This window comes from Kitasatospora sp. NPDC054939, from assembly GCF_053610105.1.
The window spans coordinates 1-16,258 of record NZ_JBSGXP010000101.1; the positions used below are offsets into that span (position 1 = coordinate 1).

Consider the following 16,258-nt stretch of genomic DNA (forward strand, 5'->3'; position numbering starts at 1 on the left):
TCCGCCGGGGGCGCGGCGCGCACGGCGGCGAACGCATCACCACCCGCACCATGCACACCCACCAGCACCGCCAGCACCGCCAGCACCGCCTGCACCGCCAGCACCGCACGGCACCACGCCCACCGCCCCGCACGAAGCGCACCGCCGAGCCCGCGCACCCGAGGAAGAGGTCCCCGTGTTCAACCGCAGATTCGTGCTCGCCTCGGTGGCGACCGGAGCCCTGGCGACCCCGCTGCTGTTCGCCGGCGAGGCCCCCGCCAAGCCGCCCGAGCGCCGCGAGTACTGGATCCAGGCGGACTCCTTCCGGCTCAACCTGGTGCCGAACGGCCGCGACGACCTCAGCGGCATGGCCTACACCCCCGCGCAGTCGACGTACTGGGCGATCGGCTACCGCGCGTACACCCGCAACTGGGGCGCGCCGCTGCCCGGCAACGACGACATCGGCCCCAACACCGGGGTCCCCGGGCCGATCCTGCGCGGCGAGGTCGGCGACACCCTCGTGGTGCACTTCCGCAACAACGACCAGCACTACCGCTACCCGCACAGCATGCACCCGCACGGCGTCCGGTACACCCCGGAGAACGACGGCGCCTACATCGCCGCCCGCCCGCAGAAACCCGGCACGGCCGTGCCGGTCGGCGGCACGTACACCTACGCCTGGACCTGCGTGCCGTCCTCGGTGGGCAGTTGGGTCTACCACGACCACTCCGAGCACCAGATGGTCCCCACCCCGCAGGGCGGCGAGCGGATGGCGATGGAACTCAGCGCGCAGCTGGGCCTGCTGGGCATGATCGCGGTGACGGACCGCCACACCCCGAAGGCGGACCGGGAGTTCTTCGTGCTACTGCACGAGGCGTGGAGCCGCGACCTCACCGAGCTGCCGCAGGACCTCATGCTGATCAACGGCGCGGCCTTCCCCGGCAACACCCCGACCTTCCGCGCCAAGGTCGGCGAGAAGGTCCGCTGGCGGGTCGCCGCGATGGGCCAGTTCCCGCACGTCTTCCACATCCACGGCCACCGCTGGCACAACGGCCGCCAGTACCTCGACTCCGAGCAGGTGTCGGCGTCCGAATCGCTGACCATCGAGTACACCGAGGACAATCCGGGCGAGTGGCTCTACCACTGCCACTACCCGGACCACATGATGATGGGCATGGCCGGCCTCTACCAGGTCGCCCCCTGACGGCGCGGCCGGCGCCGCCGCTCCCCGGACCTTCCCCCGGTACGACCTTCCCTGTGTTCACCCCCGCTCGGTAGGATCCGCCGCGCCGGAATCCCCAGGTGGGAGCCCGGCGCGGAACCGGGAGGGAGGCGGCGGCGTCCGGAAGGACGGTGCCGTTCGATCATGGGGGTGGGGCGATGTCGGTGGAGTCCGGGCTGCGCGGTCTCGAACGGCTGGCGCGGGGACTGCCGGGCGGGGTCGAACTGTACCGGCTGCGGCCGGACGGGCGGGTCCTGCTCGCCGACCGGGACGGGGCCCGCGAACTGGGGCCGGACGCGCCGCACGGCCCGGCCGGCCAGGAACTGCTGCGGTTCATCGACGAGGGCCAGTTCGCCCACTACCTGGTCGGCGACGCCAAGACCTCCCCCGAGCGGCCGTCCAACGCGACGTACAAGCTCGGCATCGTCGCCCCGCGCAGCGCCTTCACCCCGCACGCGCACGGCGGCGAGCACCTGGTGCTCAGCCTGGGCCACGCCGCGTGCGGCCTCTACGACACCGAACGCCGCCGGGTCCTGGACGTGCCGCTCACCCCGGGGCTGCTGATCCGCATCCCGGAGCTGATGCCGCACTCCTTCGCCAACCGGGGCACCGAGCCGCTGAACATCCTGGCCGCCAACACCGGGTACGGCATCGACCACGAGGACTACGCGATCACCGCGGCCGAGGCCGAGCGGCGCGAGGAGCGCGAACTGGCCGCCGCGCTGCGGGAGGTGGAGCGCAACCAGCAGGTGGGTACGGTCCGTCCCAGAGAGCGGCTGGCCGCCCGGCTGCGCCGTTTCGCCGCCGCCCTGGAGGCGCCGAGATGATCTGCCCGCACTGCGACCGCAGCCTCTACTACCGCCAGCGCTCCGGCCGCCGGTGCAGCCTGTGCCGCAAGGAGTTCGCCCTCGACCCCAAGCTCAACGGCAAGGGCATGCACGACGTCCGGATGCGCCGGATCGCCACCCGGATCACCGACGACGGCCGGCTGCACGCCACCGTCGACCAGCTGCGCTGGGCCTGCGAGCGCAAGGGCCGCCCGGATCCGCGGTACCGCGGATCCCGCGGCGGCGCCGGCTGCCTGGCCGTGGTCGGTACGGTCGCCCTGTTCGCCGCCTTCGGCTTCAAGAGCTGGCCCGCCGTGCTGCTCGCCCTCGCCGGGGCCGCCGTGCTCGGCCTGGCCGTCCGCAGCTACTCCATGGCCGACACCCTCGCCCCGCCTGCACCCGTCCACCCGCAGCGCAGCCCCGAGAGCTTCCGTGGCAGTGTGGTCGAGCGCTGGCAGAAGGTGTACGGGCGACTGCCGGAGCGGGTGGTGGACGAGAACGACGTCGCCCCGCGCACGCCGGACGGCCCGCCCGCACTCGCCCTGCTCTGCCCCGACCGGGCGGTGGCGGGCTTCCTGCACGCCAACGACTTCCCCCGCCGGCAGCGCGCCCTGATCGTCACCGACCTGCGGCTGGTGCCGGACGGCGTCCCGGTGGCCGTGCTGCACGACGCCTCGCCGCAGGGCTGCCTGCTGGTCGCCGAGGCCCGGCGCAGCCTGCCCGGCCGCCGGGTGGTGGACGCGGGGCTGCCCGCCCGGGCCGTCCTCGCCGCCGAGGCGACCTACGTCCACCTGCGCGACCCGCACCGCTCCGCGGAGCTCGGACCGCGCCTGCAGCAGCTGCCGGGCCTGGGCCCCGCCGAACTCGCCTGGTACGCCGACGGCTGGTGGAGCCCGCTCGCCGCCGTCCGGCCGCGCAAACTGCTCGCCGCCGCCGAACGCGCCGCACAACGGGCCACCGCGGCCCCCTCGTTCGCCAAGCGGGCGGCCACGGCCGAGGACCCCGCCGAGACCCGCCGCCGGGCCCTCGCGGTCGGCTTCCTGACCTGGCCCGAGCACCCCGGAGGGACCTGCGCATGATCTGCCCCCACTGCCGGGTCCGGCTGCTGCGGAAGGAGCGCACCGGCCGCACCTGCCACGGGTGCCGCAAGGAGTTCGCCCTCGACCCCAAGCTCGACTCGCTGAGCGACCTGCGCATCCACCACCTGGTCGGCCACCTCACCGAGCAGGGCCGCTACCGCTGCACCGCCGACCAGCTCCGGCACGCCCTGGAGCCGCGGCGGTCCCGGTCCGCGGACGACTGGCTGCCCGCCCCGGCCGATCCCATCAAATGGGCCGTCGCCGGCGGGTTCTTCGGGGCGAGCGGGACCCTGCTGCTGGTCACCGCGGAAGCCGCCGCCCCGTACGTCGCCGGTGGCGCGGCGCTGGCGCTCGCCGCCCCGCTGTCCGCCGTGGCCGTCCGCCGCAGGCGCCGCAACGCCCGCCGGACGGTGGTGCGGCGCGCGGTCGTCCCGGGCTGGACGGCCCCGGCGTTCGCCGCGGTCCTCGCCCGCTGGACGGCCGTGTACGGCGAGCTGCCCGCCGGCGTCGTGATCGACGCCGAGGTCGCCCCGTCCCGGCCGGTCGGGGCGCCGGTCGCCGCCCTGCTCTGCCCGGACGCCGCCGCCCGGGCCTGCCTGCACGCCAACGGCTTCCCCGAACGGCACCGCACCCTGCTGGTGGCGAGCGCCGCGGACGTCCCGGACGGCCTGCCGGTGGTCGTGCTGCACGACGACTCCGTCCCCGGCCTGCTGCTCGCCGCGCAGGTACGGGCCGCGCTGCCCGGCCGCACGGTCGTCGACGCGGGGCTGCCCCCGGGCACCGCGCTGCGCGAGCGCCGCACCGTGCAGCTGCGCGACGTCGGGCTCGACCCGGAGCTGCTCGCCCGGCTCGCGGACGCCCCCGGCCTCACCGACGCGCAGCGCGCCCGCTACGCCGACGGGTGGTGGAGCCCGCTCGCCGCCGTCCGGCCGGGGGTCCTGCTGGCCGCGGCCGAACGGGCCGTGCACCGCGCGGCCGCCCGGCACGCCACCCCCGTCGGCTTCCTCACCTGGCCCGAGGAGGGCACCGCATGACCGTCCCGCCCCACCGCCCCGCCCCGGCCGCCCGCGGACCGCGGCCGGTGCCCGGCCGCCGCACCGCTCCGCGCCGCCGCCCGCTGCTGGACGGCGCGCTGACCCTCGCCGCGGCCCGCGCCGGGGCACCGGACGGCCTGCGGTACACCGAGCGGCAGCTGTACTACGAGCTGTGCCGGGTGCTGCAGCCGCTGCACGCCGGCCCCCGCCGCGTCCCGTACACGCTGGCGCCGCCGGTGCGCTACGGGCGCTTCCTGGAGGTGCTGGAACCCCGGCGCACCGCCCTGCCCGGACTGCTGCCGCCCGCACCGCCCCCGGCCGCCCCCGGCACCGCCGGACCGCCCGCGGAGAGCGACCTGTACGACTACGGGCTGCCCCGGCTGCTGGTCTGCCAGAGCCCCGAGATCGTCCGGATGCTGCTCGCCAACGACCTCCACCTGGAGGCCGCCTGCCCGGTCGTCGCGGCGGACGCGCTCCCGCTGGACGACCGGCTGACGGCCGCCCTGGAGCGGGCCGGCGACGCCGTGCTGCACGTCCTGCACGACGCCAGCCCCGCCGGACTCGCCCGGTACGAGGCCGTCCGCGCCGCCCACGGCGAACGGCTGCGGGTGCGCTCGATGGGCCTGGTGCCCCGGCACGCCGGCGCCCTGCACCTCACCTCCGGCCGCGGGCCGCACCCGTACACCGGGCCGCTGCCCGCCGGGCTGCGGCCCGACGAGCGCGCCTGGCTCGGCAGCGGGCGCACCATCGAACTCGCCGCCGTCAACCCCGCCCGGCTGCTGCACACCGTCATCCGACAGCTGCGCGGCGTCCCCGGCGGCCCGCGCCGCACCCCGCTGGGCCGGCGCCTGCGCACCGCCCGCGACGCCGGGTTCCTGACCTGGCCCACGCCCTGACGACCCCCTGCTGCTGCGAGGAACCCGGACGATGACCCAGCCACGCCACCTCGGCTACCGCGACGAACTGCTGGCCGACGGCACCGTGCACCGCCGCTACGAGGACGGCCGCAACGAATGGCGCCGGCGCGGCGCCGACGGCCTCGTGCACTGGCACGACAACCAGGAGCGCTCCGGCACCGACGAGCCGCTCGGCCGCGACCTGGTCAAGCGCAGCCACGCCGACGGCACCGTCGACTACGGCCGCGACATCGGCTACGGCCGCACCGTCTGGGCCCGCGGCGAACTCGTCACCGTCAACCGCACCTCCTTCCGCGGTCGGCTCGGCGTCGTCCTCGGCGCCCTCGGGGTGGCCGGCGCCGCCGCCGTGCTCGCGACCCAACTGCCGCCACTGGAGCTGAGCGAGGACGAGGAGGAGGAACTGCGCCGGCAGGCCAGGGAGAGCCAGTCCGGCTCCGGCGGGGGCGACTCCGGCGGCGGGGGCGACGCGGGCGGCTCCGACGGCACCGACGGCACCGGACCGGACGCCGAGTACGCCTCCGACAGCGACTGGGACGACGGCGACGACGGCTGGGACGGCGACGACTTCGGCTGAGCCGGCGCCCGCCCCCGCCGCCGCCCCCTCCCAGAAAGGCACCCGCACCACCATGGCACGCTGCTGCGCCTGCACCGGACCCGACGCCGGACGGGCCCGCGCCCACCTCGCCGCGATGGCCGGCACCCCGGTCGCCCCGGACGCCACCGCCGTCCTCCTCGACCGCGAGCCCGGCTTCGCCGAGGGCCCGTTCACCGTCGACGCCACCACCGCGGTCGGCGAGGCCACCCTGCACAACCGGCCCGTGCTGCTCACCGCCCTCGCCGCCGCCGGCGCGCCCGCCCCGGCCGGCTGCACCGACGGCGAACTGCTGCTGCGCTGCTGGCTGCGGCTCGGCGCGCAGGGCGTCCGGCAGGCCGACGGGATGTTCGCGCTCGCCGTCGTGGACGGCGCCGACCTGGTGCTGATCCGCGACCACGTCGGCGCCCGCACCCTCTTCCACGCCCGGGCGGACGGCTGCTGGGCCGCCTCGACCTCGCTGCGGGCGCTGCGCCGCTGGCCCGCCCTGAACACCTCGGCGAACCTCGCGGCCGTCCGCTCCTTCCTCACCTTCGCCTACCTGCCGGGCGAGGAGACCCTGCTGCGCGGCGTCCACGAGGTGCTGCCCGGCCGGATCCTGCGGCTGCGGGCCGACGGCAGCCGCAGCGAGGAGGTCTACTGGGAGCCCCGGGAGGACCTGCCGGGACGCGCCGACGAGGCCGAACCCGGTGTGTACGCGGCGCAGTTGCGCACGCTGCTGGAGCAGGCCACGGCCCGCCGGCTGCCGCCCGGCGAGGCGGTGGCCGTCCTGCTGTCCGGCGGCGTCGACAGCTCCCTGGTCACCGCGCTCGCCGCCCGGCTGCACGACCGCCCGGTGCACACCTACTCGATCAGCTTCGGCGACGAACTCCCCGACGAACTCGGCTACTCCGGACTGGTCGCCGACCACTGCGGCACCCGCCACCGGGTGCTCAGCGTCTCCGGCGCCCAGGTCGCCGCCCGGCTCGCCGACACCGTCGCCCTGCTGGACAGCCCGGTCGGCGACCCGCTGACGGTGCCCAACCTGATGCTCGCCGAGGCCGTCGCCGCGGACGGCCTGACCGTCTCGCTCAACGGTGAGGGCGGCGACCCGGTGTTCGGCGGTCCCAAGAACCTGCCGATGCTGGTCCACGAGATGCACCGCGACGATCCCGCGCCCGAGGTCCGCGCCGAGGCGTACCTGCGCTCCTACCGCAAGTGCTACGAGGACCTGCCCCGGCTGCTCACCCCGCAGGCGCTGCGCGCCCTCGACGGCGAGCCGCTCCCCCGCCGCTTCGTCGCGCCCTACCTGCGCCCCGGCCCGATGCACGCCCTGCTCAACCAGCTGCTGCACTGCAACCTGCGGACCAAGGGCGCCCACCACATCCTCACCAAGGTCGAGCGGCTCACCGCCTCGCAGGGCGTCCAGGGCCGCTCGCCGCTCTTCGACCGGCACGTCGTCGACCACGCCTTCGCCACCCCGCCGCGGCTCAAGCTCCAGGGCACGGTGGAGAAGTGGATCCTCAAGGAGGCCGTCCGCGACCTGCTCCCGGACACCGTCACCTACCGGCCCAAGAGCGGCATGCGGGTGCCCGTCCAGCAGTGGCTGCGCGGTCCGCTGCGCGACCTCTCCGGCGACCTCCTGCTCGGCCGGCAGGCCCGCGACCGCGGCCTCTTCCGCCCCGACACCGTCCGGCTCTGGATGCGCCGCGAGGGCGCCCTGCTGCCCCGCCAGGGCGGCAAGCTCTGGCTGCTGCTGACCCTGGAGCTCTGGCTGCGCGCCCACGACCTCTGATCCTCCCCGCCCGGGTGGTCCTGCGTCCGCACCGGTGTGCGCCGTCGTACCCCGGGTCTACACTCGCGGTCTGACGCCGGATCAGGACGGTGCGCGCGGGGCGCCCGAGGGGGATCCGGGGTTGCGGGGGTACGGGTGGCTCGGGGATCGACACGTGACGGCGCCCACCCGGGTGGTGTGCGAACCACCGCCCGGTACGAGGTCGACGCCTTGGTCAAGGACCTCATCGCGCAGTACAGCGGCGCCCGGCTGCCGATGCCGGTCGTGGTGCTCTGCGCGGAGGAGGACGACCCGGAGCTCGACCGCGAGGTCGAGGCCGTCGTCCGCGCCGTCCAGGAGGCCCAGGAGGACGGCGGACTGCCCCACCGGGTGGTCGCCGACGCCGGCGGCGGGGACCCGCACCGCAGTGCGGTCGGCATCATCGACGCCCTCGCCAAGGGCCCCTGGGCCCGCCGCGGACCGTCCTGGTACCGCGCGTACGCCAGCCCGCGCTCCCGGCTCGTCGCCGCGATCGAGGCCGCCGCCCGGCACGTCCTGACCGGGGCCGGAGCCTCCGCCCGGCCGCTCGACGAACTGGTCGACGCGGTGCTCCTGCGGCTGCGCGACGTCCACTGGCGGCCCGAACCCCGCACCGTCGGCGGCGAGGTCCAGCGCACCCTCTCCCCGGTGCTCAACTCCACCACCCTGATCGGGGCGTTCGTCCTCGCCGGGCTCACCAGCCTGCTCACCCAGGCGCACTGGCGGGTGGTGGTCCTCGTGGTGCTCGGCGCCCTGCTGGTGCTCGGCCTGACCGGCTGGGTGCGCCGCAACACCGCGCCGCTGTCCTGGCTCGGACCGGCCAGCCGCTGGTTCGCCACCACCACCTTCCTCGCCGCCTCCGGCCGGCAGGCCGCCGCCTGGTCGCTGTGGCGGCCCCGGATGTCCTGGGACGTCACCCAGGCCCGCGCCCGCGAGGTCGCGGGGGAGATCCTCAAGGCGCAGCTGCCCGGCACCGCCGGCGACGAGCGCGACCGCGCCCAGCAGTTCCACCTCCAACTGCGCACCCTGGCCCTGCTGGAGGACCTCCGCAAGGCCCACCGCTCCTGGTCTCCCGACCTGCGCGACCGCAAGCGCAGCGTCCCGCCGGTGGTGTTCGTCCCCCGGGCGGGCCCGGAGAACGGCGCGCTCCAGGTGCTGGGCGCCATCAGCGACGTCCGCAGCCGCCGCAGCGAGCAGGACCCGCTGCTCGTCCTCGCCGCGGTCGCGCACGCCGAGGTGGCGGCCTGGCTGGAGCAGCCCGGGACGGCACCGGTCACCGTCCACGCGGTCGGCGCCCGGCGGCGCGGCCCGTACGAGACCTGGGTGAGCGACCTTCGGGTGCGCCAGGCGCCCAGCCGGGGCCGGGCCCTGGCCTGGACGCTGCCGGTGCGGCTGACCCGCCACCAGCTCGGCGGCGGCGAGACCATCCGGCTCTCCCCGGTCCCGGTGCGGCGCTCCTGGTGGGTCCTGTGGTCGCGCTGGACGGTGCTGGCCGTCCTGGTGCTCGCCTCCGGCGCGGGCATGCTGCGCGCCGACCGGTTGGCCGACCACTACTGCGAGGCCCGGCTGTACGGCTCCAACCAGGACGCCGTCTGGCGCCAGGGCCAGGGCGGCACCCGGGAGTGCATCGGCGTCGCCACCGGCGGGATCTCCTTCGCCGGCGGCGACACCGGGATCCGGCTCAGCGGCACCCTGCCCGGCGAGGGCGGCGACCGGGTCGGCGCCGGCGTCGGGCTGCGCACCCTGGAGGAGGCCGTCCGCCGGGAGAACGCCCGGGTCGACGCGCTGCCCGACGTCCGCTACGTCACCGTCGTCTACGCGGGCTCGCTGACCACCGCCGCCGGGCAGCAGTCCCGGGCGCTCAACAGCCTCAAGGAGCTCACCGGCGTCCACCTGGCGCAGCGGCGCAACAACGCGGGCGACCCGCTGAAGATCAAGGTCCTGATGGCCAACGGCGGCCAGGACATGTACTTCCAGTCCGAGATGATCGGCCGGATCGTCGCCCTCGCCGCCCGCGACCGCTCGATCGTCGGCGTGGTCGGCCTCGGCCGCGACACCTCCGACAGCGACGACGCCGTGACCCGGCTGCAGCAGGCCGGCCTGGCCGTGGTGAGCACCACCAACTCGGCCACCTACCTGGCCAAGGGCCACGTCAACTACTTCGGCCTGGCCGCCACCGACCAGGAGGAGGCCGCGGCCCTGCGGCTGATCGTCGACGGCCTCGCCGTACCGCCCGCCGAGCGTTGGGCGGCCGTGCTCACCCGCACCCCCACCCCCGACGACCGCTACAGCCCCGAACAGGCCGCGTACGGCTCCGCGATGCTGGAGGAGGCGGGCTTCCGGCTGCTCGGCGGCCGGCCGCTGGAGTACGGGCTCAACAGCAACGGCGACCCGGACTTCGAGGCCGCGCTCAGCACCAGCTGCCACTCCGAGCACCCGCCCGCGGTGCTCTACCTGGCCGGCCGGGCCGATGACGTCAACCAGCTGATGCGGCGGCTCGCCGCGGACGCCGGCTGCAGCCGCCCGCTCACCGTCCTCGCCGGCGACGACCTGACCAAGACCCAGTTCCGCACCGGCCAGACCTGGATGGCGCCGCAGGCCACCCTCTACTACACCGCGCTCGCCGACCCGGCCGCCACGGCCCGCGGCTCCGACCTCGCCGAGACGGCCGCCGCCGAGCTGCGGATCGTCCCGCGCACCGACAACCCGTACGAGGACGACGTCTTCTCGGACGGCGCGCTCGCCCTCGCCTACGACGCCACCGCGGCACTCCAGTCCGGGGCCAACAAGGCCGACGCCTCCCAACGGGGTGGCGTGGGCTCGGTGATGGCCGGGCTGCGGGCCGTCGAGATGAAGAACCGGGCCACCGGCACCGTGGACTTCCGCGACACCCGGCCGCTGGCCACCGGCGCCCAACCGGGCCACGGGCTGCACATCATCCGGGTCCGTCGGGCCGGCGACGGCGCCCCGCTGGTGGAGCGGATCTGCGGGCGCCCGGCGGGCGACACCCGGCCCCTGACCGGCTGCGCACCGTAGGCCCGATCCGGCCGGTCCGGCCGGACGCGGCCCCGTAGAGTGCGGTCGTACGGGTGTGCGGAACGGTCGGCGCGGCCGGCCCGGACGGCACGCCCGGCACGCCCGGCACGCCCGGAACCGGACGGCGCGCGCCGCCGACCGGGTCCGCCGACTCACCGGCTCGCCTCCGGACCTCGTGGAAGGCCCCGCATGGACCAGCTCGACCTGCTCGACCCCCGGACCGGCCGCACCCGCGGCGCCCTCGACCCGGCCCGCGCCGACCGGGTCACCGCCGCCGTCGCCACCGCCCGCGCCGCGGCCCCGGCCTGGCGCGCCCTCACCCCGCGCGAACGCGAACGGCGGCTGGACGCCCTCGCCGACCTCGTCGAGCACCACCTCGGTGCGTACGCGGCCCTGGAGCAGGCCGGCACCGGCAAGCCGGAGGCCGAGGCGCTGGGCGAGATGCAGCTGGTCGCCGACCTGTTCCGGTTCTACGCCGGCGCCGCACGGACGCTCACCGCGCCCGCCGCCGGCCGCTACGTGCCCGGCCACGAGAGCTGGGTCCGCTGGGAGCCGATCGGCGTGGTCGGCGCCGTCGTGCCGTGGAACTACCCGCTGCTGATGGCCGCCTGGCGCTGCGCCCCGGCCCTGGCGGCCGGCAACCCGGTGGTGCTCAAGCCCGCGGAGACCACCCCCGACTCGGCCGTCCTGCTCGCCGAGCACGCCGCCGAGGCGCTCGGCGGGGGCGTGCTGACCGCACTGCCGGGCGACCGGGAGACCGGCCGGCTGCTGGTCGCCGCCGCCGTCGACATGATCGCCTTCACCGGCAGCGCGGCGGCCGGCGCGGACATCGCCGCCCGGGCCGGCCACCGCCGGGTCAGCCTGGAACTCGGCGGCAACAGCCCGGTGCTGGTGCTCCCCGACGCCCCCGGGCACACCTGGGCCGACCTCGCCGCCGCCTGCACCTACAACGCCGGCCAGAGCTGCGCCGCACCCGCCCGGGTGATCACCCTGGACTCCCACTACGAGCAGGCGGTCGAGGCGCTGGCCGCCGCGCTGGCCGAGCGGCAGGCCGGGCGGGATTTCGGCCCGCTCAACAACCCGGACCAGGCCGCCCGCTACGACCGCCTGGTGGCAGCCTCCGCCGCCAAGCGCTCGCTCGCCGCCCCGGGGCGCACCGACGGCCTGTGGCGGCCGGCCCGGCTGCTGGCCGACCTGCCGGCCGACGACCCGGCCGTGGTCGAGGAGGTGTTCGGCCCGCTCCTGACCGTCCAGAGCGCCCCCGACGTCGAGGCGGCCCTCGCGCTGGCCAACGGCGTCCCGCAGGCCCTCGCCGCCTCGGTCTGGACCGCCGACCTCGCCACCGGCCTCGACCTCGCCGCCCGGCTGGACGCCGGGGAGGCCTGGCTCAACTGCCACCTGGTGCAGTCCGCCGAGCTCCCGCACGCCGGCCGCGGCGCCTCCGGCCACGGCACCGACCTCAGCGCCCTCGCCCTCCAGGAGTACCAGCGCCCCAAGACGGTCACCGCCCGGCTGCGCTAGCGCGTGCGCCTCACGCCCTGCGCCGCCTCCTCCGACGACGGGTCTACGGGCGCTCGACCACCAGGGCCACGGCCCGGGTGTACTGGCAGCGGCCGAACCACATCACCTTGGCGAGCGCCCAGGTGGTGCCGGGGTCGGTGCCGGCCGGGACGGCGATCTCGAAGCGGACCGTCCCGGCCGCGCCGGCGGGGAGGATGAAGCCGCGGACCGGTTCCGCGACGAAGGCCCAACTGCCCCACGGGGAGACCAGTTGGAGTTCGCCGCGGACCTCGCCGCGGGTCCGGTTGGCGAGCCGGACGCCGAGTACGGCCCGTCCGCCGGGGGCGAGCCGCAGTTCGGTCCCGTCGACCTCCGCGGTGAGGCCGGTGTCGCGTCCGGTCTCCGCGGTGGTGCCCTGGGCGGCGGTCCAGTCCTCGACCGGCGCCCCGGGGGCGGGCAGCAGGTCGGGCAGGTCGCCGACGGCCACGGTGGCGACGTCCTCGACGCACTGCCCGTCGTGCTCGACCCGGACGGCGACGAAGTGCAGGCCGGGCCCGGCGCCGTCGGGCGGGGTCACCCGGACCGGGAACCGCAGGTGCCCGCCGGCCTCGATCCGGTACGGCCGGCGGCTCGGCCCGGCCCGCCAGCCGTCGGGCGCGTGGACGGTCGCGGTGCCCTCGACGACGGCGTCCTGCAGCTGGGAGGCGAGCACCACGGAGAGTTCGACGGGTTCTCCGGCGGTGCGCAGCAGCCCGGGGGCGACGCCGACGGAGAGCGGCAGGTAGCCGAGCGGGGCGGGGCCCCGGTTGTGAAGCCAGTAGCGGGCGTGGACGGGCTGCGCGAGCTCGGCGGTCGGGCCGAGCGCCGCGCCGCCGCGCCGGGCGTCCGGGAACACCTCGGGGCGCGGCTCGGCCAGCACGGTGGCGACCTCGCTGCCGGCGAGGTCGAGCCGCTGCGCCGGTCCCGCGGTGGCGCGTTCCAGCAGGTCGGCGCGGCGCAGCCCGGCGAACGGGCCGGTGACGGCGGCGCTCCGGCCGAGTCCGGTGGCCTCGACGAGCCGCAGGGTGACACCCTCGGCGGGGTCGAGGGGCCGGGCGGAGCCGTGGGCGATCGGGTTGCCGGTCGGCTTCAGGGCGGCGAGCAGGACCTCGCGCTGGGGTTCGACCCGCAGCCAGGAGGTGCGGGCGGGCAGTTCGCCGCGCTGCGGGCCGGTGCTGCGGGCGAGCAGCGGGTGGTTGAACTCCTGGCCCCGCGAGGGCAGCCGCAGGGCCCGCCAGTCGCCCGCGCCGCCGACCAGCGCGTAGTCGAACTCATGTGTCCAGTGCTGGAGTTGGAATGAGCTGCCGTCGGGGGCGGTGCGCCGGGGCGGGTCGATCCAGACGCCCGACGGCCAGCCGGTGCAGGAGCGCAGCAGTGACAGGTGGAGCGCGCCGGTCGGGTCGACGGCGAAGCCGGGCAGTCCGTAGGTGAGCAGGCCGACGGTGCGGTCGGTGAGCCGTTCGGCGGCCGGCAGCGGGCCCGGGCAGACGGCGGTGATCCGGGCGTCGGCGAGGTCCGCGGCGAGCGCGGCCGGGTCGGTGGTGATCAGCGCGGGCAGGGCGCGCAGGTCGCGCACGTCGGCGCCGGGCCGCCACACCTCGGTGAGGGGGGTCTCGGCGGGCACCCACACCGCGCCGCGGGCCTTGAGCACCGCCGCGTACTCGGCGCCCACCCGGTCGAGCAGTTCCCGGACGGCGCCGTTGGCATCGGGGCCGCCGAGCAGGATCCTGACGTCCGGCAGGTTGGAGTCGACGTCGAGCCGGCCGTGGCGGGCCCAGTCGGCGGCGGAGGTGGTGGCGGTGACGCCGACCCGGGCGAGGGCGACCACCAGGGGGCGGGCGTCGGCGGCGTCCGCCAGGTCGGGGACGACGATCTCGGCGATGCCGAGGGCGCGCTCGCCGAGCGGGGTGCCGTCCGGACCGGTCAGCGCGGCGCGGGCGGTGGAGGAGAGGGCGAACCAGGTGTTGGCGGGGTTGTCGAGGGTCCAGGGGGCCTCGGCGCTGTCGACCTCGGGCAGCGCGAAGCCGCGGCCGACGACGGCGCCGGCGACCTCGCTGACGGGCAGCGCGCCCGGCAGGTCGGCGGGGAAGCGCAGGCGCAGCAGCCGGTCGGCGCCGCGGTGTTCGACGACCCGGGTGCGCAGGTCGACGCGGTCGGCGCCGGCCCACAGGGTGACGGTCTGCTCGTAGCGCAGGCCGTCGACGGTGCCGGTGGCGACCAGGCGCTCGCCGAGCGGGCCGGTCTCCCGGCGGACCTCGGCGCGCACCCCGGCGGAGCCGGTGACGGGGCCGCTGGGGACGAGGTGCCAGGGGCCCTCGCCGAAGTCCGGGTGCTGGGGGTACTCGGCGTGGACCCGCAGTTCGTTGCCGACCTCGCCGGCCCGGACCAGCTCCCGGTCGAGCAGCAGGTCGTGGACGCTGGACAGGCCGCCGCCGCGGGCCGGGTCGGCGGTGACCCGGTAGCGGGCGTTCGCCGCGGTGAGGCCCGCGGCGGGCGTCCAGAGCGGGGTGGCCGGGCCGTCGGCGAGGCGGTAGGTGCGCCAGCCGAGCGCGGGCACGTCCGCGGCGAGGAGGTGCAGGGTGCCGCGGTCGACGGCACAGGGCACGGCCCGCCCGTCCTCGTCCAGCACCGCGGCGCCGTCGAGGCCGGGCGGCAGCGGGACGGCGACCGGGCCGGAGCGGTCGAAGGAGAGCGTGTTGGCGACCACCACCGCGCTCCGGCCGCCGGTGTCGATCTGGGCGGCGAGGGCGTCCAGGGCCCGGTCGCGGACGCCGGTGGCGAGGTCGTGGGCCTCCCGCCAGCCGCCCAGCAGGTCGAGGTAGACCTGGTCGGACTCGGAGCCGGTGATCGCGTCGTGGTGCGCGCCGTAGACGAGGTGGCGCCACACCTTGTCGAGGGCGGCCTGCGGGTAGCTGCCGAAGCCCTGCAGGGCGGCGAGGGTGGCCAGCTTCTCGGCGTCGACGACGGCGGTCTCCACGGCGCGCTGGGCCTGCTTGGTGTCGATGTACGAGACGTCCTTGCCGGTGTACACCGGGTTCATGTCGCGGCTCTGCGGGCTGGGCCGGCGGCCGGTGGCGGCGAGTTCGGCGCGGACGGCGGTGAGGAAGTCGCGCGGGGTGCCGCAGACGAAGCGCGGCCACAGGTACCTGGCGGCCCAGGAGCGGTGGACGGCGGTGACCCAGCGGTTGGGCGGGGTGTAGTCGGTGCCGACCGGCAGCAGCAGGTTCCTGGTCGCGCCGACCGGCTTGAGCTTGCGGTAGAGCTCGTACACGGCCTGTTCGGCGGCGGCGAGGTCGGGGGCGGAGTCCATCCACCAGCCGGCCGAGTAGTGGTGCGGCATGTAGTGGGTGAGGACGCCCTCGCCGGAGGGGGCGAGCCATTCGAACTCGCTGGGGAACTGCATCACCCGGGCGTCGTCCGCGGCCGTGCGGAAGTTCTTCTGGATCGGGCCCCACTGGTGGAACGGGCCGCGCGCCCAGGCGCTGCCGGTGAGGCCGGCGGCCGCCAGGTAGCCGGGGAACTGCGGGTCGTGGCCGAAGACGTCCAGCTGCCAGGCGGTCTGCGGGTCGCCGCCGAGGACGTCGCGCTGGTAGCCGATGCCGTACACCAGGTTGCGGATGGTGGCCTCGGCGCCGGTGAGGTTGGTGCTGGGCTCGTTGTAGGTGCCGCCGACCAGCTCGACCCGGCCCTCGGCGAGCAGCCGCCGCAGGGTGGCCCGGCGCTCCGGGTGCTGGTCGAGGTACGGCTTGAGGTAGTCGACCTCGGCGAGCACGAAGCGGTAGTCGGGGTCGGCGAGGGCGTGGTCGAGGTGGGCGTCGACCAGGGCGGTGCCGTTGCGCTCCCACGCCGGGCGGGTGGTGGCGTCGCCGGAGAGCAGCTCCCAGGGCGAGGTGTAGGCGGCCTGGGTGTTCCACCAGACCGGGTCGTAGTGGAAGTGCGGGACGAGGTATATCGTCCAGCCGGGTTCGGCGATCTCCAGTTCGGCGACGGCCTCGGCGCCGCCGGCCCGGACGGTCACGGCGACCCGGTCGCCGGCCGCCCGTCCGGTGGTCTCCAGGGGTACCTCGACGGTCCCCGTGCCGGTCGCGGTGCCGTGCACGCCCGGGCCGGTGACGGTGATCCGGGTGGCCGGCCCTTCGATTCCGACCCGCAGCAGCTGGCGCGGGGCGTCCTCGGGGCCGACGAACAGGTCGGTACTGGCGACGGAGGTGATGGCGACCGGCACGGGGAGGGTCCTTCCT

At 76.5% G+C, this 16,258-nt stretch carries 10 protein-coding genes; 9 read left to right on the forward strand and 1 reads right to left on the reverse strand.

Features of this window, described 5'->3' with window-relative positions; all coding sequences use genetic code 11:
* Positions 1–175 precede the first annotated feature (175 nt).
* From ACWGB8_RS25670 to ACWGB8_RS25710, 9 genes are all read left to right on the forward strand, one after another.
* Positions 176–1,183 carry a multicopper oxidase domain-containing protein gene (locus ACWGB8_RS25670; RefSeq protein WP_452215949.1) on the forward strand — a complete coding sequence of 336 codons (1,008 nt, stop codon included), beginning with the start codon at positions 176–178 and terminating at the stop codon, positions 1,181–1,183.
* 176 nt (positions 1,184–1,359) lie between these two features.
* Positions 1,360–2,028, forward strand: a complete 669-nt coding sequence (locus tag ACWGB8_RS25675) for a cupin domain-containing protein (protein ID WP_452215950.1) — start codon at positions 1,360–1,362, stop codon at positions 2,026–2,028.
* The gene (locus ACWGB8_RS25680; RefSeq protein WP_452215951.1) at positions 2,025–3,107 is read left to right on the forward strand and encodes a hypothetical protein; all 1,083 of its coding nucleotides are present in this window, start codon (positions 2,025–2,027) and stop codon (positions 3,105–3,107) included. Before ACWGB8_RS25675 ends, ACWGB8_RS25680 begins: the two co-directional genes overlap by 4 nt.
* Entirely contained in the window at positions 3,104–4,141 is a 1,038-nt protein-coding gene (locus ACWGB8_RS25685; RefSeq protein WP_452215952.1) for a hypothetical protein, read from the forward strand. Before ACWGB8_RS25680 ends, ACWGB8_RS25685 begins: the two co-directional genes overlap by 4 nt.
* Positions 4,138–5,037: a hypothetical protein gene (locus tag ACWGB8_RS25690; protein ID WP_452215953.1), complete on the forward strand. Its 900-nt coding sequence runs from the start codon at positions 4,138–4,140 to the stop codon at positions 5,035–5,037. The genes ACWGB8_RS25685 and ACWGB8_RS25690 overlap by 4 nt, the downstream gene beginning before the upstream one ends.
* A gap of 31 nt (positions 5,038–5,068) precedes the next feature.
* Positions 5,069–5,632 carry a hypothetical protein gene (locus ACWGB8_RS25695; RefSeq protein WP_452215954.1) on the forward strand — a complete coding sequence of 188 codons (564 nt, stop codon included), beginning with the start codon at positions 5,069–5,071 and terminating at the stop codon, positions 5,630–5,632.
* Positions 5,633–5,684: 52 nt separating this feature from the next.
* A complete protein-coding gene (locus tag ACWGB8_RS25700) occupies positions 5,685–7,424 on the forward strand; it encodes an asparagine synthetase B family protein (protein ID WP_452215955.1) in 1,740 nt (579 codons plus the stop codon).
* Positions 7,425–7,601: 177 nt separating this feature from the next.
* Entirely contained in the window at positions 7,602–10,478 is a 2,877-nt protein-coding gene (locus ACWGB8_RS25705; RefSeq protein ID WP_452215956.1) for a hypothetical protein, read from the forward strand.
* A gap of 189 nt (positions 10,479–10,667) precedes the next feature.
* On the forward strand, positions 10,668–11,999 hold the full coding sequence (locus ACWGB8_RS25710) for an aldehyde dehydrogenase family protein (RefSeq protein ID WP_452215957.1): 1,332 nt from the start codon (positions 10,668–10,670) through the stop codon (positions 11,997–11,999).
* A 43-nt stretch (positions 12,000–12,042) separates the two neighbouring features.
* Here ACWGB8_RS25710 and ACWGB8_RS25715 read toward each other — a convergent pair whose 3' ends face one another.
* Positions 12,043–16,242: a glycoside hydrolase family 38 N-terminal domain-containing protein gene (locus tag ACWGB8_RS25715; RefSeq protein WP_452215958.1), complete on the reverse strand. Its 4,200-nt coding sequence runs from the start codon at positions 16,240–16,242 to the stop codon at positions 12,043–12,045.
* Positions 16,243–16,258: the final 16 nt, after the last annotated feature.